15 protein-coding genes and 1 pseudogene are annotated in these 24,063 nt (G+C 64.5%); 4 read left to right on the top strand and 12 right to left on the bottom strand.

What is annotated here, in order from left to right; translation table 11 throughout:
- Together A7D17_RS23550 and A7D17_RS24740 are read right to left on the bottom strand one after the other, a co-directional pair.
- Positions 1–148, bottom strand: a pseudogene (locus A7D17_RS23550) (IS5/IS1182 family transposase); the annotation flags it as partial.
- A gap of 744 nt (positions 149–892) precedes the next feature.
- Positions 893–1,204, bottom strand: a complete 312-nt coding sequence (locus tag A7D17_RS24740) for a hypothetical protein (protein WP_239692114.1) — start codon at positions 1,202–1,204, stop codon at positions 893–895.
- Positions 1,205–1,648: 444 nt separating this feature from the next.
- On the opposite strand from A7D17_RS24740, the gene A7D17_RS01450 reads away from it, so the two are divergent.
- Positions 1,649–2,656: a sensor histidine kinase gene (locus A7D17_RS01450; protein WP_064507447.1), complete on the top strand. Its 1,008-nt coding sequence runs from the start codon at positions 1,649–1,651 to the stop codon at positions 2,654–2,656.
- A complete protein-coding gene (locus A7D17_RS01445; RefSeq protein WP_064507446.1) occupies positions 2,653–3,003 on the top strand; it encodes a response regulator in 351 nt (116 codons plus the stop codon). The genes A7D17_RS01450 and A7D17_RS01445 overlap by 4 nt, the downstream gene beginning before the upstream one ends.
- A gap of 73 nt (positions 3,004–3,076) precedes the next feature.
- On the opposite strand, the gene A7D17_RS01440 is transcribed toward A7D17_RS01445, so the two are convergent.
- The 3 genes from A7D17_RS01440 to A7D17_RS01430 form a co-directional block, all read right to left on the bottom strand.
- Complete coding sequence (locus A7D17_RS01440) at positions 3,077–4,333, bottom strand: lipase family protein (protein WP_064507445.1); 1,257 nt, start codon at positions 4,331–4,333, stop codon at positions 3,077–3,079.
- A gap of 649 nt (positions 4,334–4,982) precedes the next feature.
- Entirely contained in the window at positions 4,983–7,151 is a 2,169-nt protein-coding gene (locus A7D17_RS01435) for a methyl-accepting chemotaxis protein (RefSeq protein WP_064507444.1), read from the bottom strand.
- Between the two features lie 628 nt (positions 7,152–7,779).
- Entirely contained in the window at positions 7,780–7,986 is a 207-nt protein-coding gene (locus tag A7D17_RS01430) for a hypothetical protein (protein ID WP_046963009.1), read from the bottom strand.
- A gap of 211 nt (positions 7,987–8,197) precedes the next feature.
- Between A7D17_RS01430 and A7D17_RS01425 the strand changes: the two genes are divergently transcribed.
- Entirely contained in the window at positions 8,198–8,908 is a 711-nt protein-coding gene (locus A7D17_RS01425) for an rRNA pseudouridine synthase (RefSeq protein WP_064507443.1), read from the top strand.
- A gap of 1,188 nt (positions 8,909–10,096) precedes the next feature.
- Here A7D17_RS01425 and A7D17_RS24735 read toward each other — a convergent pair.
- The 5 genes from A7D17_RS24735 to A7D17_RS01395 form a co-directional block, all read right to left on the bottom strand.
- A complete protein-coding gene (locus A7D17_RS24735; RefSeq protein WP_064507476.1) occupies positions 10,097–10,690 on the bottom strand; it encodes a hypothetical protein in 594 nt (197 codons plus the stop codon).
- A 320-nt stretch (positions 10,691–11,010) separates the two neighbouring features.
- A complete protein-coding gene (locus A7D17_RS01410) occupies positions 11,011–11,415 on the bottom strand; it encodes a response regulator (RefSeq protein WP_064507441.1) in 405 nt (134 codons plus the stop codon).
- Positions 11,416–11,493: 78 nt separating this feature from the next.
- Positions 11,494–11,976, bottom strand: a complete 483-nt coding sequence (locus A7D17_RS01405) for a hypothetical protein (RefSeq protein ID WP_064507440.1) — start codon at positions 11,974–11,976, stop codon at positions 11,494–11,496.
- A gap of 137 nt (positions 11,977–12,113) precedes the next feature.
- A complete protein-coding gene (gene recQ / locus A7D17_RS01400; RefSeq protein ID WP_064507439.1) occupies positions 12,114–13,916 on the bottom strand; it encodes a DNA helicase RecQ in 1,803 nt (600 codons plus the stop codon).
- A 755-nt stretch (positions 13,917–14,671) separates the two neighbouring features.
- Positions 14,672–15,220, bottom strand: a complete 549-nt coding sequence (locus A7D17_RS01395) for a Dps family protein (RefSeq protein WP_029220802.1) — start codon at positions 15,218–15,220, stop codon at positions 14,672–14,674.
- Between the two features lie 105 nt (positions 15,221–15,325).
- On the opposite strand from A7D17_RS01395, the gene hrpA reads away from it, so the two are divergent.
- Positions 15,326–19,438: an ATP-dependent RNA helicase HrpA gene (gene hrpA, locus A7D17_RS01390; protein ID WP_064507438.1), complete on the top strand. Its 4,113-nt coding sequence runs from the start codon at positions 15,326–15,328 to the stop codon at positions 19,436–19,438.
- A 488-nt stretch (positions 19,439–19,926) separates the two neighbouring features.
- Here hrpA and A7D17_RS01385 read toward each other — a convergent pair whose 3' ends face one another.
- Entirely contained in the window at positions 19,927–22,563 is a 2,637-nt protein-coding gene (locus A7D17_RS01385; RefSeq protein ID WP_064507437.1) for a TonB-dependent receptor, read from the bottom strand.
- Between the two features lie 99 nt (positions 22,564–22,662).
- Positions 22,663–23,697, bottom strand: coding sequence for a glucokinase family protein (locus A7D17_RS01380; RefSeq protein WP_064507436.1), 1,035 nt, complete (start codon positions 23,695–23,697; stop codon positions 22,663–22,665).
- Positions 23,698–24,063: the final 366 nt, after the last annotated feature.

Here is a 24,063-nt window from a genome sequence, read left to right as displayed (position 1 = left end):
CCGGCTGCCCAGACGTCGGATAGTGCGGCGCGATCAGCACCAGCAGACCCTTCCACGGCACCACCTGCTCCATCTCCGACAAAAACACCTCGCGCCGTGTCTGCTTGCGCTTGCCGTTGTACTCCGCGTCGCCAAAGCTCAGCTGCATCGAGATCGTCCGCTCGGTTCGTTGATCCATTGTGGCAGTATCAGATGGAGTTGTTCAGACCTTCCCTAGGAGGTCATCGTGCTGTAGAGAAACTATCGATGTGACCACCGGAGTGGGTGATCGGTAACTCCCGCCAGTGAACCAAGTCTGGGTGATTAATGAATAATGGAAGTGATCGGTGGTTTTCGAGGTGGGCAGAGGTAATTCTCGGAAAATCAATAAATTTATAAATTAATTATTATTTCGTGGATTTGGTTTTCTGGATTATCTCTTTCCGATGCTCTCATCCAAAATTGCCTTTGTTCGCTGGGCGCGCGATTTTTTGGGCAGCGTCGCTTCTGGATCTGCACTCCACACGCAACCGATCACCGCCGTCCATCGGTGGGGTCCTTGTTGCACGCAGCACGTCATCCAGCTCGCCCCCGGATCACCGTCGCACGATCGTAGGCGCCGGCCTCTCACGCGGGGGAGCTGGCGGGGTTTCTCGCGGCATCCTTGCAACGCGGTAGGCCAGCTTGAACACGGCCTTTGTCGACGCGATGCCGAGGCAGTTGGACGCCGGTCCAACGATGCACCCGCTCGCGCAGCTCGAGGGCAGCGGTCGAGGCGCGGGCTTTGCGTCCTTTGCCAGACCCCGCCTGTGGCGGCACCGAGGTCGACAGGGGCGTTGCCGCAGCCGGGATGTCGTAACGCTCCTGGCAACGAGCAGCCTATGCCTGTGTGCGGGCGGACTCGCAGCAGCGATCAGCCCCGGCAGATCCACTTGCCGGTGACCTTGAAGGTGTTTGCGTTGATCGCGCGGGTGTTGACCTGACCGAGCTGCACCGAGGTGGTTTGCGGAAACGCGTCGCGGCATTGCGCTGCACCGTCGGCCCATTGCTGATTGAACACCTCGGTCCTGCTGGGGCCAGTGTGTGTAAACGATGTCATCTGCTCGGTGCGGGAGACGACATGCAGCGATGCTGCGGCGGCAGTCGTGGCCACGTTGGAGCAGAGGATGATTGCGAATGCCAGCATCGAGGTGTGAAGGGAGTTCTTGCGCGAGAACGAAGACATGGTCTGGCCGATTCGAGTGATGGAAGGGTGGGGGTGTTGGTCACTTTCGGCGGGAGGCTACGATGCGCATAAGACGCCATGGTGACCGTGGGTTTGCGAATCGAATGGGTTATTCGGGGGTTCATCGCCCGATGGCGATGGCAGCGCAAGCCGCTGCGTTCGGGCATCCAGGTGCTGATCCGTCAGACCTTTCAACTACCTGGATGGCAGGGCGAAGGCGGCGTATCGCGCCAGACCTCTGTGCGTGCAAGCTCTGGCGCAGCGGTGCCGGCGCCTGCATTGGTTGGGGCCGCTTCCCGGTAGTTGACGTATCTGTCTGATTCGCCAGGTATAAGGCGCACGGCAGGTATGCATTTTTAGGCGGTCAAGATTCCGGTGCCGGCATGATCGCGCGTTCACGGCAATCACTTTATTGTGCGATCCAACCTTAGGACCATGACGGGAATGGCCGAGTATCAGGAAGACGCCGCAAAGTCGCGGATTTACGAGGCTTTGCTACAGGCCACGCCGGATCTTTTATACGTGTTCGATACCCAGCATCGCTTCGTCTACGCCAACCAGGCGCTGTTGACGATGTGGGGCATGCGCTGGGAGGACGCGTGCGGCAAAACGTGCCTGGAACTCGGCTACGAGCCCTGGCATGCCGCGATGCATGACGAGGAAATCGAGCGCGTCATCGCCACGCGTCAGCCCATTCGCGGTGAGGTGCCGTTCCCGCACACGGTCAAGGGGCTGCGTGTCTACGACTACATCTTTACGCCGGTATTCGGGCCGGAAGGCGAGGTTGAGGCGATCGCCGGTGCCACCCGCGACATCACCGAGCACAAACAGCACGAACAGCATCTGCAGTTGTTGATCAACGAGCTCAACCACCGGGTCAAGAATTCGCTGGTGATGGTGCAATCGTTGGCGCGTCAGTCCTTCAGTAATGCCGACAGCCTGGCCGATGCACAGGAAAAGATCGACGCGCGCCTGCTCGCGCTGTCGCGTGCGCACGACACGCTGACCCGCGAGAACTGGGTTAGCGCAGATATTCTGGAGCTGACCCGCGATGCGGCGGCGCTATACGCACCGCGCGACAGTCAGCGCTTTACGCTGCTGGGCGATTCTTGCCGTCTCGACCCGCGGCGCGCATTGGCGCTTTCGATGGCGCTGCACGAGCTGTGCACCAATGCCCTCAAATATGGCGCGCTGTCGTCGTCCGAGGGCTCCGTGCAAATTGCATGGGAACGCCAGACGCGAGACGACCAACACATACTTGAGCTGACATGGCAGGAGTCCGGTGGCCCGGCCGTGGAGCCGCCCACGCGCAAGGGCTTCGGGTCGCGCATGCTGGAGCGTGGGTTGAAGCACGATCTCAAGGGCGACGTGGAACTTGCCTTCGAGCCCACCGGCGTACGGTTTCGGGTATCCATTCCGTTGTCGATCGAGCTTGCCGAGGTGCGGCTGTGACCGTGCGCGTGTTGTTGGTCGAGGACGAATCGCTGGTCGCGATGCTGCTGGAAGATTGTCTTGCCGAGCTGGGCTATGAAGTTGCGGCGACGGTGGGCGATGTCGATGCCGCGCTTGAGGTGGTACAGCAGGGCAACCTGGATCTGGCGGTATTGGACGTCAATCTGGGTGGAACGCTGTCGTTTCCGATTGCAGAAGAACTGGATGCGCGTGGCGTGCCTTACATCTTCGTGACCGGCTATGCGCAAAGCGGAATCCCAGAGAAGTTCCGGCATCGGCACGGACTGCAGAAGCCCTTCCAGTTTCGCGACCTGAAGGATGCGCTGGCGCAGCTGCGACCCCGGTGAAGAATCAAGATCGACCATCCCGCAGGTAACGGCGGGATGGTCGAGATGGCGCACAAACGCGGATTTGTAACGTTTAGCGGCTAGGGTCCAGCAACTGCTGACGCACGCCCACGATGCAGCTTTCTTCGACGGCCAGATGCACGAAGGCACTATTGTCTTCCCGCTTGCCCGTGCCCAGATCGAGCGTTGTCACCTGGTTGCTGCCATTGCGCTTGAACGCGTCGACCGCCCTGGTGGCGTTTTTGAACGGTACGCTCGCATCGTTGGATGAGCCGCACAGCAAGGTGCGGGTTTGCGGGCGCCAATCGAGCAGATCGTTGCGTTGCAGGTCCAGCCGCAACGGGTTGAACGGATTGTTTGCGACGTCCTGAAGAAAGGCCGCGGTGAAGTAGTCCTTGATCTTGCCGACCGGCGGCAACGTGGTGACGAGATCGCCCACGCTGCGTGTGCCGGGGAAGAACGCTTCCACCTGTGCGGCCCAGGGGTCTTGATACGTTTGCGAGGGCGCCAGATAGATGTTGTGGTAAGTGCGCTGCATGGAGGTGATTGCGTAGCTCAAAAAGACCAAGGCAAAGGTGCTTTCGGCCACGGTGTTACGCCCTGTCAGATCGTCCATCGCCGATTCGCTGAGCGCATACGGTCCGGAGATGCCGGAGCTGGCGGCTAGATTGAATTCCTGCGACAGGTGCGCTTCGATCTCACGCTGTGTTGCCAGCGCGGCGTGGGCGCCGGCAGAGTTGCCGGAGAGCATCACCTTGCCCGAGAGCGGTGTGTTCAAGCGACGTAAGACACTGCGGGCGGCGCGCATCGAATCGATCATGGCGCTGGCTTGCGAAGCGCTGTGCATGTAGGGGTGATACGGATAATTCGATTTGCCGAGACCGAGATAATCGGTGGCGACGACGACGTAGCCCTGGCTGGCAAGTCGGGTGACCAACGGGTCGTTACCCGCTGCGGCGCGGATGTCCCTTGCCTGTTCCGTGCTGCGCAAGGTCTGGGTTCCTTCGCCCCATGCGAGCAGTGGGTATGGGCCTTGGCACTGTGGCCCGCCTGGAACCAGCAGCGCGGCCGAGGCGGTGGCCGGTTCGCCATAGATACCGATGGTGGCATAGGTGAATTCCGCTACGCGGACATTGCAGTCGGGCTGCTCATGCGATGGGGCGTCGCGTAGCATGTTCGCAATGGCATCGCGGGAATAGCTGGCCAGAACGTTGCTCGACAAGACCGTGCCACGGGCTGGGTAGGTGTCGACGGGGGACGCCTGCGAAGCGCCGGCGGTGGCGAGCAGGGCGATGCCCAATGCCGTGCCGATGTGGACCTGAAATTCCATGTGAAGACCTCGCTAGATAACGCCCTGGGCAAGCGGCAGGGAGATGACGGTCGGCACCGTCGGGATGGCGCATGAGTGTGGACCTCGCCCGCGCAGCTCTCCCAGCGAATCATTGGGCGCGTGTGCAACCACTGGCGGGGAGCGTCGAAGCACGCAATCCAGCAATTTCTGCTGCCAGGCTTGCGCCCTAGTTATGCGCTTATGTATTACCGATATGTAATTCAATAACTGTGCACGGTTATAAAAAAGAAATAACCACTCTCCGAAAGTTAAATGATGAGGTAATGATGATGCATAACATCTATCCCGCGACCGCGCCGAAGTGCGAACCGATGAACTCATAAGCGAAGGGTGATGCGAGGTGCCGGTGACGCGCACCGGGAACGAGGTCGACGCCATGTCTTGCGGGGCTATAGGCGTTGCGTTGACGGTTGCGGCACCCGTGAAGCTGTCAGGCCGTGCATGTCGCGCGTGTTTGGTCGAACAGATGCGTATTGCGACGGTTCGTCAACGCATTGGCGTGAAGGGCAAGCGCTTGCCGATGGCGTGCTGAGTGAAAGGTCAAAGCAAGAGAGCGCCGGTTGGCGCTCTCTTGCTGACATGCCGCCCTTTGCTGCGGTGCACCGGCAATCTTGCCGCTATGGATGGATCAGGCGTTGGCTACTTTATGGAGCAGCTTTGCGACCGGAGCGGCTGAGCGCGTGTTGGCGTCTTGCGCCTGGCGCGCATCGATCCTGAAGATCGCCACCGCGTCGGTGAGTTGCACTGCCTGCTCCTCCATCGAACGTGCGGCTGCCGTCGCTTCTTCCACCAGCGCTGCATTTTGCTGCGTGGTCTCGTCCATATGGGTGATGGTCTGGTTGACCTGTTCGATGCCGGCCGATTGCTCCTGCGATGCCGCGGAGATCTCGCCCATGATGTCGGTGACGCGTTGCACGCTCGCAACCACCTCGTCCATGGTCTTGCCGGCACTGCGCACCAACGCCGAGCCATCGGCCACGCGCTGCACCGAGTCGTCGATGAGGTCCTTGATCTGCTTGGCCGCACCGGAGGAACGTTGCGCGAGCGTGCGCACTTCGGAGGCGACCACGGCAAAGCCACGACCTTGTTCGCCTGCACGTGCAGCTTCCACCGCAGCGTTCAACGCGAGGATGTTGGTTTGAAACGCAATGCCATCGATGACGCTGATGATGTCGGCGATCTTCTTGGATGAGGCTTCGATGCCGCTCATGGTCTCCACGACCTTGCCCACGACGTCGCCACCTTGCGAGGCGACGCGCGCGGCACCGATCGCCAGCTGATTGGCCTGGCGCGCACCCTCGGCGTTCTGCTTGACGGTGGATGTGAGTTCTTCCATCGACGCTGCGGTCTCTTCGAGATTGGCCGCCTGTTGTTCGGTGCGTTGCGACAGGTCCTGGTTGCCGGCCGCGATCTCGCTGGCAGCCGCGTTGATCGATACTGCCGATTGCTGGATGTTGCCGACGATCTGCGCCAACTGACTGGCGGTGGCATTGGCATCGTCGCGCATCTGCGCAAAGACGCCACGGAAGTCGCCGCTCATGCGCGCAGTCAGATCCCCCGCGGCGATGGACTGCAGCAGCGACGACAACGACTGCAGGTTGCCGTCGGCGGTGGACATCAGGTGGTTGAGGCTTTCGACCATGATGCGGAAGTCGAACTGGAAGCGCTCGACATCGCCGCGTGCGCTGAAGTCGCCGTTGGCGGCGGACTGTGCCAGATGCTTGATCTGGTGATTCATCGCCGACAGGTTGAGCTTGACCTGCGCCATGGTGTCGCTGAATGCCGCTTTTTCGCCGGGAAGCGGCTGCATGTCTTCGGACAGTTCGCCCACGGCATAGCGGCCCATGATGCGCGCCAGGTCCGTCTGCACGGCCACGTGCGCGGCCACCAGCAGATTGGTGTCGTTGGCCATGCGGCCGTAGTCGCCCGGGAATGCCGCCGCATCGATACGGAAGCTGATCGTGCCGGCGTCGTGATGCCTGGCCATCTCGGTCTGTGCGGCGATCAGGTTGCGTACCTGCAGCTGCATCTTGTCCATGGCCTGCAGCAGACGGCCGGTTTCATCGTTGGCGGTGGTGTGGACATCGTTGTGCAGATCGCCGGCGGCGATGGCTTCGGCGGTGCGCGTGGCCTGGCTGAGCGGCTGGGTCAGGCTGCGTGTGATCAGCCACGCGAGCAGCCCGCTGATGACCAGTGCGGCAATGCCGCCGGTGGCGAGGGTGATTTTTCCTCGATGCATCGATGCGACCGCTGCGGCATAGGCATCCTTGCTGAGACGCCGTTCCAGTTCGGCGTTCTCGCGGATCGCCGCCTGCTGCGCATCCATGGCCGTTGCGGCGTCGCCCTGAAGCAACGCCTGCGCTTGCTGGTTCTGGTCGTGAATGCCGTAGTCGAGAATCTGGTTGTTGAATTTGACCGAGATGTCGCGCTTTTCCTGCACCAGCGTCAGAGCGGCCTTTTCGACATCGCTGCTGGGCATGGCTGCCAGTGCATCGTGGGACTGGCGGTAGCGTGCGCGGTTGTCTTCGATCATCTTCAGGGCGCGGCGGTTGGCCGCATCGCCGGACACCATCACGATGTCGCGCAGGCCGATCGCCACGTTCGTATTGGCATCGAGCATCTCGCTCGACAGCCGGATCCGCTCCATATTGTTGTTGACGATGGTGTCCAGCTCATAGCGGGCGTTGGACATGGTGATCAGGCCGGTTGCAACAAGCAGGCCCGACAGGAGAATCAAGATGCCGAAGGCCATGCCCAGGCGACGGCCGACATTGAGGCGTTGCAAATAATCGTTCATAACCGCATCCAGTTAGTGCAGCTGAGGAGCCCAGTGGATGCGGGGTGCGTCCACTCAAGCGTCTTGCCCAGCTAGCGGCTCGATACCGACGTGCTAAAGCCTTCCGTTCTGTAATAGTTACAGCCGATTCAGTGCGCGGAAGAGATTCCCCGACAGCTGTCCATCGGCGCCTGACATCGTGATCTGCTCATCGCCTGGGAGTGCAGCTAACGCCGCTTTTGCGTGCACGTTAAACAGATGTTGCCGATGCCGGAAACAACCGGCGCAATACGCATGTCATCGTAGCGTGTGTGCAGAATTCGGCATCGATGATCGATTGCATGCGTCATTTGTCAGCCGCGCTTGTAAGCCCTGGCTGGATCGATGCGTGTCATCTGCAGAACGCTTGTCATGCGGCAGGTGAAGGGCTGATACGTGTATCGGAGTGCGTCTTGCCTACCACCAGAAACACACCTTGCGCAGGCGCGCTGGAGCCTCGGCAAACGTCTGGGTCGATCTGCACGGGCGACAGTGCCCCGCAGTGCAGGGCGATGTGTGCGAGCTTGGAGCAGTGTCGGCAGCGCGCATTCCATCTGGCGACGAGGCAAACCTCAGCAGCGGGGCGAGCGCGCTGCGTTGCGGACCGGCGTCAGCCCTCCAGTGCAGCCAGCACCTTGGCATGCAGCTGTTGTGCGTCGGACTCGCTGTTGAAACGCGCAAACACTTCTTCGCCGGAGAGCAGGCCGACCCGCACGGAGTGGCAGTACGAGCCGAAGCTTTCGCCTGCGTTGAACGGATCGCTGATGACCGAGATGTGGGTGAGGCGGACCCGGGTGGTGCCGAACTTGATGAACATCTGCGAGCTCCTGTGTGAGTGCCGAGTTTCCCACGTTGTGGAGCAGGGCAGAAGCAGCGGTCGACGCAGGCGGCAGGGTGGTACAAGGCCGCAGCGTGCTGCGATCTGGGGGTGCGGCCCGGCTGTGCGGTCCGTGTCCGGAGCGATGGCTGCCCCTCGCATTCGCTGGGCCAGCACGTACACTGCCGTGCCCTGATGCCGAGCTTGTCTGATGTCCGATCCCATCCGTCTCGATAAATGCGTTGCCGCGCAGTTCGGCTGCTCGCGTGGCGAGGCGCAGCAGTACATCGAGGGCGGCTGGGTCAGCGTGGATGGGGTGGTTGTCGAAGAGCCGCAGGCCCTGGCGACCGCGGCGCAGGTAACGCTTGCGCCGGATGCGGTGCTGGAACCCGCCGAGCCCGCCACCTTGCTGTTGCACAAGCCGGCAGGAATGACGGCCGACGCCGCGTTGGCACTGGCCAATCCGGCAAGCCGGAGCGAACTGGACAACGCCGAGTTGCGCGTGCTCAAACGGCATTTCCTGCGCCTCCATGCGCCGCTGCCGCTGGAAGACGATGCCAGCGGCCTGCTGGTGTTGAGCCAGGACGGGCGGGTACTGCGCAGGCTGACGGCCGATGCAGGCTCGATCGAGCAGGAATTTCTGGTGGAAGTACGCGGCGAGCTGCGCCCCTATGGCATGGCGCGGCTGGCGCACGGTCTGGTGTATCAGCAGCGCAGCCTGCCGCCGTGCAAGGTGAGCTGGCAGAACGAAGAACGGCTGCGCTTTGCGATCAAGCACGTGCAGCCAGGCCAACTGCGCTACATGTGCGGTGAGGTGGGACTGGACGTGGTCAGCATCCGTCGGCTACGTGTGGGCCGCGTGTCGCTGGGCAAGCTGGCGATCGGCCAGTGGCGTTATCTGCCTGTGGGTGAGCGTTTCTGAGGCGCATCTTGCTGCGCGTGTGCAGCTTTCCAGGCAGCGCGCTCGAATGCAGCGTCCATATCGGTCAGGTCGTGCGCGTGGAGTGCATGCGTTCGTGTCAGCGGCAGGATGCTTGTGCCAATGCTTCGCTACGCCGCAAAGTAAACTCCTGAAGTCTGTCTCGCGTAGCGGCCGACGCAGGTCGACCGATGCCTGACGAGCTGCGTCGCAGGCAATCGTATGCAGCGCGTCGCGTCCTTCGCCTGCGGGCCATCGCCCGGCTCGCCTACTTCTTGTTGCGCTTTTTCTTGGCGCGGGTCACCAGCCAGAACACCACGGCGATGATTCCGATGACCAAGATGGCGAATGCCGGTGTCAGAAACGCGTTGTCGCCCATGAAAATCTCCCGAAAGTCATCTGCAGCGAAGCGCTGCACTGACGTTAGCCTAGCGAGCGGCCTGCTTGATCGCGTGAAATGCGCTGCATTCGCATGCTGGCGCGCTTTTGCCCTGATGGAAGGCCAGCAGCGCTGTCGCTCGGTTCAGTCGCTTCGATGCAGTGGGAGCCGTCTGCGCCGGGCTATTTGATACGAAGACGCCCGATGCGATGTATGCAGTCAGCGCCGTGCGACGTCACGAAGCTGCGGACCGATGTGTGGCAACTGCTGTGGTATTGCGAGCGGTGGCATTCAAGCAGCGCGACTTACGCGCGAGCAGGTCATGCACCGGGCCACCACGTGAACCGATGAGAGCAGCCGACAGAAGAGATCGATTGGATCGGCCAGCCGACCAGTGATGGCCGCCACGCGTGTCGCCTGCCACAGTGAGGTCGCTCGAATCACCAGGCGCATTTCGCCGCATCCGATCGATGTGCGAGCCCAGCTCGACAAGCGCAACTGCTTTTGCACGGAGAAACACGTGCATGCGATCAGATGTAACCCGGCAGGGCAGTGATCGCGACGCAGTGGTCTACGAGCCTATCGTCTGGCGCCAGATGCAATGCGCGACGCAGTTCGTACCACCAGTGTCCCGGCGGGGGCGTGCTCAGCGCCCCGCGAGTTGAGCGGCCCAACTGGCCTCGCGTCCGGTGGCTGCAGTTTAAGTGAGACGTGCATCACGTAAATCGGGAGCGCGCTGACAGGCTATCGGGATATTTCCGACACGCGCGCCGTCCTGGACTGCGCTCGCCTCCGAGCGCAGTCGCGGGAGACTACTGAAAGCTGGACGTGCAGCGGAAGCCGGCACAGTCGATCTGTACGGTGCTGCCGCTCTGGCAGGTCGCAGTGAAGCGGGTAGGGCCGGCCGCCTGCACCGTGCCGCAGTGCAAGCCGCTGCTGATGCTTTGGGCGCGTTGCATCGATGATTCGCTCGACATCGCCGGGCCCGCAGACGTTGTCGGAGCCGCAGCGGTAGTGGGCACTGTCGCAATGCTGACAGGTGCAGCGGAGGAGGCATCGGCTGCCAGCGGCGTTGTCACCGCTTCGATCTGCGTGCGGCCGCTTGCCGCCACTACCCCGCCTGGCGCGGTCTCGCCCTGCAGTGGCTGCCCGCGCTCCTCGCGGTGGCGGTCGAAGCTCAGCGTCTGCCCGAACACCAGCTGGATCCAGCTGGGGTAGGTGTAGCCGGTGCCCTTGGTGTGGTCGACGATGGCGCCGATGGCGCCGCCGATCAGGATGTTGCCCCAGATACCCATGTTGGCGCGCGAGATGGAGCGGCCTGCCGCATCGCGCTGGCCGGGCAGCACGCAGGTGACATCCAGATCGCGTGCGGAACGGCGCACCTGGGCGGTCTGGCCGGACTTCAGGGTGGCGCGTCCCTTGTCGTTGCTGATGGCGCAATCGGCACCGGTGATGGTTTGGCCATCGGCGGTCCTGGTGTCGATGCGAATCGGTTGGGTCGCGTCGTTCATCACCGTCGCGCACCCGCTCAACGCAGCCATGGCAATGGCTGCGGTCACTAGCTGTTTCATGCTGTCCCCTGGCGTAAGCACAGCGGCACCAGGCGGGCATTGCGCCGCGGCCATGGCACAGCTGTGCGTGATCAATCCCCGTTGCTGCCACATCGCGCGACGGCTGGCATTTCATACCGGGATTGTGGGCCGCCGTCCAGTTGCGGCCGTGCGCGTCAGACGCCCGGGGTGGCGAGCACGCGGCGTTTTGCCATTACGCTACGGATGGCGGTGAGCAGTTGTTCGGGGGTGTAGGGCTTTTCCAGGAAAGCCACGCCGTCGGGCAGGATTTCTTCGACGTATTCGACCGCCAGCCCGGAGGTCAGCAATACCGGCAGGTTGTACGGCGCGTGCGCGGTCTTGAGCGCAAGATCCACGCCGGTCAGTCCGCCGGGAAAGTGGATGTCGGAAAACAGCACATCGACGCGCGGGTCGCTTTCGATCAATGTCAGCGCTTCTTCCACCGAACCGGCGCTGCGGCAGGTAAAGCCGTAACTTTCCAGCACAAGGCAGCTGAGTTGTCGGGTGCCGTCGCCGTCTTCGACAACGAATACAACCGGCCGATCCTTGTTCTGTGACATGAGCACGTCTCGTAAGGCAGGCCACATTCTCAGCGATGCAGCAGTGAACCCTTCGTCAACGCAGACGCAGCCGTATGGTTACCAACCGAAGGGGCCGGGACCATAGCCGCCAGGCGCGTAGCGCGGGCCGAACACCGGCCCTTCGCCGCGGCCGACACTGATGCTGACGCCGATCTGGTGTGCCTTGCCGTCGTCGTCGTAATAGGTCTTGCAGGAATTCAAGTTGGCGGCCTGCCAGTTGCTGTTGCCGCCGCGACTGGAATAGCCGATGCCGGTCTCGACGGCGCCGTGAAGCTTGCCCTGGCATTGTTCGGCGCGCTCGGCAGCGAGCGACGCCGCGCTCGGGCGTGCCAGTGCAGGCCGGGGGCCGCTCTTGTCGCCGTAGAACGTGCCCGGCGGATCGGTGCTGTATTCCGGGTCCGAACGGTACTGCACCGGTGCCTGCGGGACGCTGAGGTCCAGTGCACGTGCGGATGCCGGCTCGGCACTACCGTCGCCGTTCTGGGCGAGTGCGCCACCGGCGGCGAATAGAGTGGCCAGGAGAAGCAGGCTGCGTTTCATCGGTTCGGCTCTACTCAAGTGACTGGCAGCGCGTGCCAGCTCGCCCTGTGAAACTAGCAACGGGTGATTGAATGCCCGCTGTCGATCCAGGCGAATGGTGTGCCGGCGCATGGCTGCCGCTGGCACAGGCTGTTGCATCAGCCCTGCTCGCGCACGATATCGATCAGCTGCGCGCCATAACGGGCCAGCTTGCCGCCACCGATACCGCCCACGCGCGACAGCGCATCGATACTGGTGGGGCGCTGCTCGGCGATATTGCGCAGTGTGCTGTCGTGGAAGATCACGAAGGCCGGCACGTTCTGCTCCTTGGCCAGCTCCGCGCGCAATCCGCGCAAGGCGTTGAACAGCACCAGATCCTGCGGCTGCACCGGCAGGCCGGTGCGCTGGGTGCTGCGGTCGCGCTCGCGGCCGGCGGACGGGTTTTCCCGTCGCATCATCACCTGGCGCTCGCCCTTGAGCACCTGGCGGCTGGCATCGGTCAGGCGCAGGCCGCCGTGGCCTTCGCTGTCAACCTCCAGCAGGCTGGCCGCAACCAGTTGCCGGAACACGCTGCGCCAGGTGCGTTCGTCCAGGTCGCGGCCGATGCCATAGGTGCTCAGCTGGTCGTGACCGAGCTGCTTGATGCGCTCGTTCTCGCTGCCGCGCAGGATGTCGATCAGGTGGCCTACGCCGAAGCGCTGGCCACTGCGATACACGCAGCTCAGCGCCTTCTGCGCCGCCACGGTGGCGTCCCAGGCGGCGGCCGGGGTAAGGCAGTTGTCGCAATTGCCGCAGGGTTTGGGATAGGTCTCGCCGAAGCCGGCCAGCAGCACCTGGCGGCGGCACTGCATGGATTCGCAATAGCCGAGCAGGTGGTCGAGCTTGGCGCGCTCCAGTCGCTTGCGCTCCTCGGCCGCTTCGCCCTGTTCGATCATCTGCTTGAGCAACACCACATCGCCAAGACCGTAGCAAAGCCAGGCCTCAGCCGCCTCGCCGTCGCGGCCGGCGCGCCCGGTTTCCTGGTAATAGCCCTCCAGCGATTTGGGCAGGTCCACATGCGCCACGAAGCGTACGTCGGGTTTGTCGATGCCCATGCCGAAAGCAATCGTGGCGGTCATGATGATGCCGTCCTCGCGCAGGAAGCGGCGCTGGTTCTCGGCGCGCACCTCCGCCGGCAGGCCGGCATGGTAGGGCAGGGCATTGAAGCCTTGCGCGCACAGCTGCTGGGCGGCTTCTTCCACCTTGCGCCGCGACATCGCATAGACAATGCCGGCGCAGCCGCGATGGCGGCCCAGGAACTCCTGCAGCTGCTTGCGCGCGTTGTCCTTCTGCACCACGGTGTAGCGGATGTTGGGGCGGTCGAAGGAGCTGACGAAGTGGCGCGCGTCCACCAGGTCCAGGCGCTCGGCGATCTCGCGCTGCGTGGGCGGGTCGGCGGTGGCGGTCAAGGCCATGCGCGGGATATGCGGCCAGCGCTCGTGCAGCACGGTGAGCTGGCGGTACTCGGGGCGGAAGTCGTGCCCCCATTGCGAGACGCAGTGGGCCTCGTCGATGGCGAACAGGGCGATGCGGCTGCGCTCCAGCAACGACAGGAAGCGCTGGGTCAGCAGCCGTTCCGGCGCCACGTACAGCAGGTCCAGATCGCCGGCGAGCAGGGCGCGTTCCACCCGCTGCGCGTTCTCCGCATCCAGGGTGGAATTGAGGAATTCGGCGCGCACCCCGAGCTGGCGCAGCGCCTCGACCTGGTCCTGCATCAATGCGATCAACGGCGAGACCACGATGCCGATGCCGTCGCGCAGCAGTGCCGGGACCTGGTAGCACAGCGACTTGCCGCCGCCGGTGGGCATCAGCACCAGCGCGTCGTTGCCGGCGGCGACGTGTTCGACAATGGCCTGCTGCGGGCCGCGGAAGGCGTCGTAACCAAAGACGCGGCTGAGCAATTCGTGTGCGGGAGAAGACATCGACCTAGGATACCGCGCGGGTCAAGCCCTGGCCGGTGTCATGTCGGCAGCGTTGCTCGATAGCGGGTCGGAGATTGCCGCGATGTGGCCGACGCGGCGGGCGCGTGCGCAATGCGGTGTGACCGGGATGGAGCATGCGGCGCAGTGCAGGGCCGGTGGCTGCGCGTTGAGGGCACTGAGCTTCGCTCCGCACCCCCACCCCCGCTCCGCGCGCGCTCCATGGCACACGCGCCAGTGGTGCGCAGACCGTGCCTTCTCGCCCCGGCAGAGAGGGGCTCAGCAACCGACAGCGCACCAACAGCCCCCTGAGTCAGGGGGCGCGCCGAAGGCGGGGGGTGTGGAGGTGCGTAGCGGGGCCCGACGTTTGCAAGGCAAACGTTGGGGGACATGTCCGCGAAGCGGAGATGGCCGCACCCCCTGAGCCAGGGGGCGCGCCGAAGGCGGGGGGGGTGTGGAGGTGCGTAGCGGGGCCCGAGGTTTGCAACGCAAACGTTGGGGGACATGTCCGCGAAGCGGAGATGGCCGCACCCCCTGAGTCAGGGGGCGCGCCGAAGGCGGGGGGTGTGGAGGTGCGTAGCGGGGCCCGACGTTTGCAAGGCAACCATTGGGGGCCATGTCGGCGAAGCGGAGATGGCCGCAGCCCCTGAGTCAGTGGGCGCGCCGAAGGCGCGGGGTGTGGCAGGCAATTAAGCACAGGCCCAAGGTTTCGCAGCAGCGAAACCTTGGGCGAACCCGAAGGGGCGAAGCCCGAGGGTTTACTGCAACAGCGAGCGCAGCATCCAGGCGTACTTTTCGTGGGTCTGCAGGCGCTGAGTCAGCAGGTCCACGGTCGGGTCGTCGCCGGCGTCGTCGGCGGTGCCCAGCACCTTGCGCGCGGTGCGGCAGACCGCTTCGTTGCCGCTGACCAGCTGGCGCACCATCTCGCGCCAGTCAGCGCTGTCGCTCAGGCCCGGCTCTTCCGGGATCGAGGTCAGCGCGACGAATTCGCGGTACGAGCCCGGTGCGTTGTAGCCCAGGGCGCGGATGCGCTCGGCCACCTCGTCCAGCGCCGCCCATTGTTCGGTGTACTGGGTTTCGAACATGGTGTGCAGCGAGTTGAACATCGACCCGGTGACATTCCAATGGAAGTTGTGGGTCTTCAGATACAAGGTGAAGGCGTCAGCCATGTAGCGGGCCAGACCGTCGGAGATCTGCTTGCGATCGGCGTCCTTGATCCCGATATCGATATGCGGCGCCGATGCGGCAGCGACCGGCAGGGCATCGTTGACGACGACAGGCTTGTTGGCGTTCTTTTTCTTGGACATGGGATGGTCCTTACCGAGGGTTGGATGTCTGATGGAACAGATATGGCGTCACAATAGACAGGCTAAAGGATCAAACGTCATTCAATCTTTCACACTCCTCAATCAATGAGCGCTATCGACACCGATCTTGCCAACACCTTGCGCGAGCGCCGCCGCGCTGTCGATGGCGCGATGAGCCGCGACCGTGGGCGCTTGCTGGGCCTGTGGTCACGCTGGCAGGGCAAGCCGGGTAATGTGCAGGCGCGAGAGGCATTCGAGCAAGCACTGGCAGCGTCGCAGGCGCAGCGCCAGGCGCGTGCCGAGCAGCAGCCGGCGATCACGCTGGATGAGCAGTTGCCGATCGCGCGCGAGGCCGAGCGCATCATCGCGTTGATCCGCGACCACCAGGTCGTGGTGATCGCCGGCGAGACCGGCTCGGGCAAGACCACGCAGCTGCCCAAGCTGTGCCTGGCAGCGGGGCGCGGTGCGGCCGGCATGATCGGCTGCACCCAGCCGCGCCGGATCGCCGCGCGCGCAGTGGCCGCACGCGTGGCCGACGAACTGAACACCCCACTCGGCACCACGGTGGGCTTCCAGGTGCGCTTCACCGATCGGGTGGGCGAGCACTCCCGCATCAAGTTCATGACCGACGGCATCCTGCTGGCCGAGATCGCCAGCGACCGTTGGTTGTCCGCCTACGACACCATCATCGTGGACGAGGCGCACGAGCGCAGCCTCAACATCGATTTCCTGCTGGGCTATCTCAAGCAGCTGCTGAAAAAGCGCCCCGACCTGAAGCTGATCGTCACCTCGGCCACCATCGATACCGAGCGCTTTGCCCAGCATTTCGACAGCGCGCCGGTGATCAGCGTGGAAGGCCGGACCTTCCCGGTGGAGGTACGCTACCGGCCGCTCGAAGGCGAAGCGGGCGGCGATGACGACGCTGCCGGGCGCGATGGCGAACGCACCGTCAACGATGCCATCGTGGCGGCGATCGATGAGATCACCCGCCTCGATCCGCGTGGCGACGTGTTGATGTTCCTGCCCGGCGAGCGCGAGATCCGCGATGCGCATCATTCCCTGGAACGGCGCAAGTACCGCGATACCGAAGTGGTGCCGCTGTATGCGCGGCTCTCCGCCGCCGACCAGGACCGCGTGTTCAATCCCGGCCCGCGTCGGCGCCTGGTGCTGGCCACCAACGTGGCCGAAACCTCGCTGACGGTGCCACGCATCCGCTATGTGGTGGACCCGGGCTTTGCGCGCGTCAAGCGCTACAGCCCGCGGCAGAAGCTGGACCGCCTGCATATCGAGCCGATCTCGCAGGCCAGCGCCAACCAGCGCATGGGCCGGTGTGGGCGGATTGCCGAGGGCATCTGCTACCGGCTGTATGCGGAAGCGGACTTTGCCGCGCGCCCGGCCTTTACCGACCCGGAGATCCGGCGTTCGTCGTTGTCCGGCGTCATCTTGCGCATGCTGCAGCTGGGGTTGGGACGGATCGAAGACTTCCCGTTCCTGGAAGCGCCGGACGAGCGTGCGGTGGCCGACGGCTGGCAGCAATTGCTGGAGCTGGGGGCGATCGATGCCGATCGGCGTCTGACCGCCATCGGCCGGCAGATGGCGCGCCTGCCGGTGGACGTCAAGCTGGCACGCATGCTGGTGGCCGCGCAGCAGCATGGCTGCCTGCGCGAGATGATCATCATCGCCTCGTTCCTGGGCATCCAGGATCCGCGCGAGCGTCCGCCCGAAGCGCGCGAGGCCGCCGACAATGCGCATGCGCTGTTTGCCGATGCGCGCTCGGAATTCGTCGGCATCCTGCGGCTGTGGGAGGCGTACCGGCAGGTGCATGAAGACCTCACCCAGTCCAAGTTGCGCGACTGGTGTGGCCGGCATTTCCTGGGCTTTTTGCGCATGCGCGAGTGGCGCGAACTGCATCGGCAGCTGCGTCTGCTGTGCGAGGAACTGGGCTGGAGCGAGGAGCCTGCCACGGCAATGCTGGCCCCGCTGCTGGCCGGCGCCAGCGCGCCGGCGCGCGCCGATGGCCACAACGCCAACCGGCCTACGCGCGGGCAGCTGCACCGTGCTGCGCGGCTGGCACGCGAGGGCAAGGCCGATCCGGCCGCGCCATCTGTGCAGCCTGCAGCGGTGGCGCCCAATCGGCAGGCAGAGGCCGCCGAGGCGTCGGCGCGCACCAGCGAGCGGGAACGTGCTGCTGCGTATCAGGCGCTGCACCGCGCGCTGCTGGCCGGACTGCCGACGCAGATCGGCCACCGCACCGAAAAAGGGGATTTCCTGGCAGCACGCCAGCGCCGTTTCGTCCCGTTCCCCGGCTCGGCGTTGGCACGCAAGCCGCCGCCGTGGATCCTGGCCGCCACGCTGCTGGATACACAAAAAGTCTGGGGCATGACCAATGCGGCAATCGAGCCGGATTGGGCCATCGCCGAACTGGGACACCTGCTGGCGCGCAAGCATTTCGATGCGCACTGGTCGCGTGCGCAGGGGCAGGTGGTGGCGTCCGAGCAGATCAGTCTGTTCGGGCTGGTGCTGGCGCCGAAGAAGCCGGTGCACTTCGGCAAGATCGATCCGGTGGCCTCGCATGACCTGTTCGTGCGCCAGGGCCTGGTGACCGGCGAGATCACCACGCGTGCGGCGTTCGTGGCCGACAACCTGCGCGTGCTGGAACAGGCGCGCGAGGAAGAAGCCAAGCTGCGTCGCGCCGGTATCGTGGCCGACGAGGACTGGCAGGCGCGCTGGTATCTGGACCGCATTCCGGCCGAGCTGCATTCGGCCAGCGGGCTGGACGCCTGGTGGAAGACGCTGCCGGCCGACAAGCGCCGCAGCCTGCACTGGAGCTTGAACGATCTGCTGCCCGGCGAAGGTAGCGAGGCCGATCGATTCCCCAAGTACTTCCCGCTGGGCGATGCGCGGCTGCCGTTGCATTACCGCTTCGAGCCAGGCGCCATCGACGATGGCGTGACGCTGGAAGTGCCGCTGCATCTGCTCAACGCGCTGGATCCGGCGCGTCTGTCCTGGCTGGCGCCGGGCTTCGTCGCCGACAAGGCGTCGGCGCTGATCCGCAGCCTGCCCAAGGCGCAACGGCGTAATTTCGTACCGGCGCCGGATTTTGGCCGGGCATTCTACGAGGCCTATAGCCTGCCGTCGGCCGACGATATGCGCGGCGAGCTGGCGCGCTTTCTGTCCAAGGCCACCGGCGTGCAGGTGGCGGCGCTGGATTTCGATGAGCAAGCGCTGGATACCCATTTGCTGATGAACCTGCGACTGCGCGACGACGACGGCAAGGTGCTGGCCGAATCGCGCGATCTGGACGGGCTGCGCGCGCACTTTGGAGAACGTGCCGGCCAGGCATTTGCCGCACGTGCGGGGCGTGCGCTGGCCGCCGAAGGTCTGCGCGACTTTCCGCCCGCGCCGATCCCCGAGCAGGTGGCAGGCGAAGCCGGTGTGCCGGCGTATCCGGCGCTGGTGGATCAGGGCGAGGATGCCGCGCTACGCATCTTTGCCGACCGCAGCGAAGCGGCGCAGGCGCATCCGGGCGGCGTGCGGCGGCTGCTGGAAATCGCCCTGGCCGACAAGATCAAGCAGGCGCGCAAGCAGTTGCCGGTGTCGCCCAAGACCGGCCTGCTGTATGCGGCGATCGAATCGCAGGAGCGCCTGCGCGGCGATCTGGTCGATGCCGCGCTCAATGCGGTGCTGGCCGAAGGCCTGGGCGCAATCCGCGCCCCGGGCGCGTTCGCGCATCGGCGCGACGATGCCGGCAAGCGCCTGTTCGGCGAAGCGATGGACCGCCTGAAGCTGGCCGAAAGCATCCTGGGTGCGGTGGCCGAACTCAAGCCGCTGCTGGAAGCTCCGCTGATGGGCTGGGCACGTGGCAACCTGGACGACATGGAGCAGCAGTTGCGCGCCCTGGTGCATGCCGGCTTCCTGCGGCAGACCCCGGCCGAAGCGCTTGCCAACTACCCGCGCTATCTCAAGGCAATGATCCTGCGCACCGAACGCGCCAAGCGCGATCCGGCGCGCGACCAGGCACGCATGCTGGAACTCAAGCCGTTCGTGGACGCGCTGGAAGACGCGGCTGCGCGCGGGCTGCAGCAGCGCCCCGATTGGCAGGCGCTGCGCTGGGATCTGGAAGAACTGCGGGTGTCGGTCTTTGCGCAGGAACTGGGCGCCAAGTCCGGCGTCTCGGCGAAGAAACTGGCGCAGCGGGTGGCGGCGTTGCGCGGATAAGGGCGACCTCCGCGGTCGCCCATCAGGGGCCGTGGCGTGCGCGAACAGGGTGTTTGTTAGGTCCGCGCTTGGCAGCACGGCTGCCGAGGTCATCGCAATCGGCAACACTGCCGCCGTAACGCACAGGAGTACGAGTCGTCCTGCGCAATGCCGGGCAATGCCACCACGACCGTGCACCTGTTCGTGGAATGCCGCCGTCTGCGGGACCTGCTTGCGGCCCATGCACGACGCCCTCGTGCCGCCTCCGCTGGCTGATCGCTTCGGCGTTGCCCAAGGCCTCTGCAGGGTCGCAGGCGTGGGCGCCTCATTCGGTGCGGTGCATGGTGCCGGGGGCGCGGCGCAGCCGGGCCGGTTTCCAGCGATGGCACTCCGCCAAGGGCTCCACCTTGAGCCGGACACTGGGAAGGCGCGGCATGCGCTAGGGCCAGCATGCCATCGCCTGCATCGGCCTCCTGACATGGTGGCCGATGCGCTGTTGTCCAGCGACCTTAGAACTTCAAATGCAGGGTCGCCATATACCGCCGCCCGCTCTTGTAGCGGCCGGCCAGGTGGTCCTTGTCGCCGAGATACTGCAGGTATTCTTCATCTAGCAGGTTCTGTGCATCCAGCTGCAGCGACCAGTTCGGGCTGAACGCAACACCGATACTGGCACCGAGCTCGGCGTAGTCGTCCACGCTGGCCGGAGCAGCGCCGGCCACGTAACCGCCGGCCAGGTAACTGTCGCGCCAGTTGTAGGTCAACCGTGCGTTGAGCGGGCCCTTTTCGAAGTACGGGCTGAACGCCACGCTGTTGCGCGACTGGTAGGGCAGGGCATCGCCGGTGTTGTTCTCGCCGTTGGCGTAGGTGTAGTTGCCGGTCAGACCAAAGCCGCTGTCGCCGAAGGGCTGCTGGAACGAGAGATTGAAGCCCTTGACCTCGCCCTGGCCGGCATTGCGCGGCCGCTGGATGCTGTAGTCGCAATAGCCGTCTGCGGTGCAGCCATTGCTGCCCACCAACTGCGCCCAGCTCTGAGGCGCGGTATCGCGCAGTGCGTTGTACTGGCGCTCCACGCTGGCACTGGTGTCGATGTAGTTGTCGATCTTCTTGTAGAACACCGACCAGGCCACCACCGATTGCTGGGCGAAGTAGTACTCGGCCGACAGGTTGAAATTCCACGATTCGTACGGTGACAACTCTGCGTTGCCGCCACTGCCGGTCAGGGTGGTGTCGTTGAGAAAGGTGTTGTTCACCATCTGGTTGTATGGCGCCCACGCGATCACCTTGGCCGCGGCGAAGCGGAACACCCAATCCGCGCTGGTGTCATACGACAGGGTCAGCGAGGGCAGCAGGAAATCTTCCTTGCGGGTGCGGGTCTGCCACAGGCTGTCGGCGTTGGCCAGCGAGGGCGTTCCGCTGTAGACGAAGCCGCTGCCCTCGGTCTTGGAATCGACATAGCGCACGCCAAGATTGCCGCGCAGACCGCCGCCGGAAAAATTCAACTGCGCGTAGGCGGCATTGTTGGTCTGCTGCAGCGCCCAGGTGTTGTTGAGATAGCTGGCCGGATCGGGTGCGGCGTAATCCACCGGACTGTTGCGGATCCAGTTCAGCACATTGTTGCGGCCCGCCTGCACATGCCGGCCATGGTCGGGATAGAAACCGTCCAGATCGGTAAGGCCGATGGTGCCCACGTCGGCCAGCGTGCCGGGTGTGACGCCGCCATAGACATTGAGTTCGAAGCGCTCCTCGTGTTTGCCGTGGCGCACGCCCAGCAGCAGTTGGTTGAATACGCTGTCGAACTGCAGGTTGACATCCAGCTGGCCGTAGGTGTCCTTGCTTTGCGTGGAGAAGATGCCGTTGTTGCCGAACCAGCCGCCGGCCGAGCCCCAGTTGGCCGGGTCGCGTGCCCCGGCCGGGTCGTCGAAGCGGATACCGCGGCGCGTATCCCAGCTGAAACCGCCGTTGTAGAACGGCTCGATGAAGTATTGCGACAGGTCCTTGTTCTCGGATTTGCTTTGGCCGATCTGTCCATTCAGGCCCCAGCCCTCACCGCGAAACGCGCCGCGCAGGTCCAGGCCCTTGGTGGTGACCTCGGACTCGCGCACGTTGTTGTCGTAGATCACCGTGCCGCCGAGCGGGTCGGCATTGGCGCTGGAATGGCCGCTGGTCACCACGCCATTGCGCACATCGCCCAAGCGGTCCACCGCGGCAACGGTGCCGGGATTCCAGGTCAGAAAGCTGTACATCGACTGGTTGTAGTTGTCGAAACTCTCGTTGATGTACAGGCCGCTCAGATTGAACTCCAGCGCCTGGCTGGGCTTGAGCTGCAGGTTGACCACGGCGCTGTCGCGCTCGCGGTCCTGCTGGAACCAGGCCGCATTGATCGAGTTGGGCACATCGGCATCGGGCGGCACCGTGCCTGCGGCATTGGCGAAACTGCTGGCCGGTGCGTAGCCGAACACTTCCATGCCGCGGCGGTCCACGCGCTCTTCGTAATGCTGCGCCGACACCGCGATACCGAAGGTCTGCGCGCTGTTTTTCCAGCTGTAGAGCAAGGCCGCGTTGGGCTTGCCCTGACTGGCCTGGTCGCTGTAGCTATAGCCGATCGAGGCGGCGACTTCGTTGACGTCCAGATCCAGCGGCTGGCGGGTATGCATCAGCACGGTGCCGCCCAGGCTGCCCTCGGTCAGCCGCGCTTCGGAGGATTTGAGGATTTCCGCCCGTCCCAGGATCTGCGGCGCCAGCAAGGTGTAGTCGAAGCCGCGGCTGGGCTGTTCGCCGTACAGCCAGATCGCCTGCGCCACCGGGTGGCCGTCCAGGAACGACAGATTCAGGCTCGGGTCGGTGCCGTCGATGCTGACTCGCTCTCCCTGGCCGAAGCGTCTGTCTAACGTGACGCCGGGAATCTGCGACAACGCTTCAGCCACGTTGGTGCTGGGGAATTTGCCGATGTCCTCGGCGGTGATCGCCTCGGAGATGCCTGCGTTGTTGCGTTTGGTGTCGAGCGATTTTTCCAGGCTGGCACGGATGCCGACCACCTGGACGGCGTCCAGGTCGGTGGCTTGCTGGCCTGCAGCGTCCTGGGCTTGCACGGTGAATGCCAACGACAACGCAATCGCACTGGACAGCAGGGTGGTGCTGTATTTCATGATGTCTCTCCTCATCACGCACAGGGATGGACGGCGGGCCGCTGCTCGCCGGATGCGGGGTGTTGCCGCCGCGCGTTCGGGAAACGCGCGGCCAATCGCTTACGACACGTCAGCGTGGTGCTGCAGATACCAATTGGCCGCGCCGAACACGCCCAATTGCCCGTGCTCGACCAATTTGACCGGGATGCGTTCGAGCACCTCGCGCATGCCGCCCTTGTCCAGGAAGCGCGCACGAAATGCGCTGGCCGCCAGGAAGCTGCCGATGGTCGGCAGGATGCCGCCCGCCAGATAGATGCCGCCGGCCGCGCCGTAGGCCAGGGCCATGTCGCCCACGGCATGGCCGAGCAGGGCGCAGAACACCTGCAACGTTTCGCGTGCCAGCGCATCGTTTTCGTGCAGGGCGGCGTGGGTGATTGCCGCGGGCAACGCGAGCCGCGGGGCGGTGCCATGCAGTTCGCAGGCGGCGGTGTAGAGCCGCAACAGGCCGGGGCCGGACAGGACATGTTCGAGCGGCAGGTAGTGCCGATCGCGCAGCAGGATGTGCAGCAACTGCGCCTCGTGCGCGTGCGTGCTAGCCAGCGCGACCTGGCCTGCTTCGGTGGCCAGCACGATCGGGCGCGGCCTGGCATCGATCCACACCGCTGCCCCCAGCCCGGTGCCCGGCCCGACCACCAGGATGGGACCGGCGGCGCGTGCATGCCGCGGGGTGGGTCCGCTCAGCTGCAGCACTGCACGCGGCTCCATGAGCGGGGCGGCATAGGCGACCGCTTCGAAATCGTTGACAAGGTGCACGCTACGCAGGTCGAGCGCGCTGCGCAGGCGCTTGGGCGAAATGCTCCACGGCAGGTTGTTGCTGATGAAGGTGTCTTCGTCCAGCGCAACCCCGGCACTGGCGATGACCACCGCATCCACGCGGCTCACCTGTGGCAGGAAGTCGGCCAGGATGGCGTCCAGGCTGGGGTACTCGGCACAGCGATAGGTGCGGTAATGCGCCAGCTCGATCGCGCCGCCGTCGGCCTGCAGGGCATGACCAAGACGCACATGCGTGCCGCCGACATCGGCGGCGATGAAGCCGGGTGCGGCGGGAAGGGCGGGCAAGACAGAAGCCTGAGCAGAGTGCGAGGTCGCAGCCACATGCAGTCCTTTGATCCGTCTGATCGGCCCGTGCCGTCAGCGAGTAGGGGCCTGTGTAGGAGTTGGTGACAACGATGTCAATGGTCCAGTCGGGTTGGATCGATCTTGCTGGCGAGCTCAGGTGCCGAATCAGAGCTTTTGACCGGTTGTGTGCGGACTTCGTTGCGCAGGCTGATCAACATCGTCGAGTTGGTGGATTGCCCCTGCGTTCAATGGTGCGCATTGGCGAGTCAGCTGGCTGGCAGAGTGCGAGACCCACAGGCTCCGAAGCAGTTGCGGCCGTGCTGTCGTCGGCGCTTTGCCTGCAGGCGGACGGCAGTGCTCGATGACCAAGATGTAGACACGCCATATGCGCTAGGGACAACG

Origin of the sequence: Xanthomonas floridensis, from assembly GCF_001642575.1 — a bacterium.
GTDB lineage: Bacteria > Pseudomonadota > Gammaproteobacteria > Xanthomonadales > Xanthomonadaceae > Xanthomonas > Xanthomonas floridensis.
This window is presented reverse-complemented; position numbering and strand designations above follow the sequence as displayed.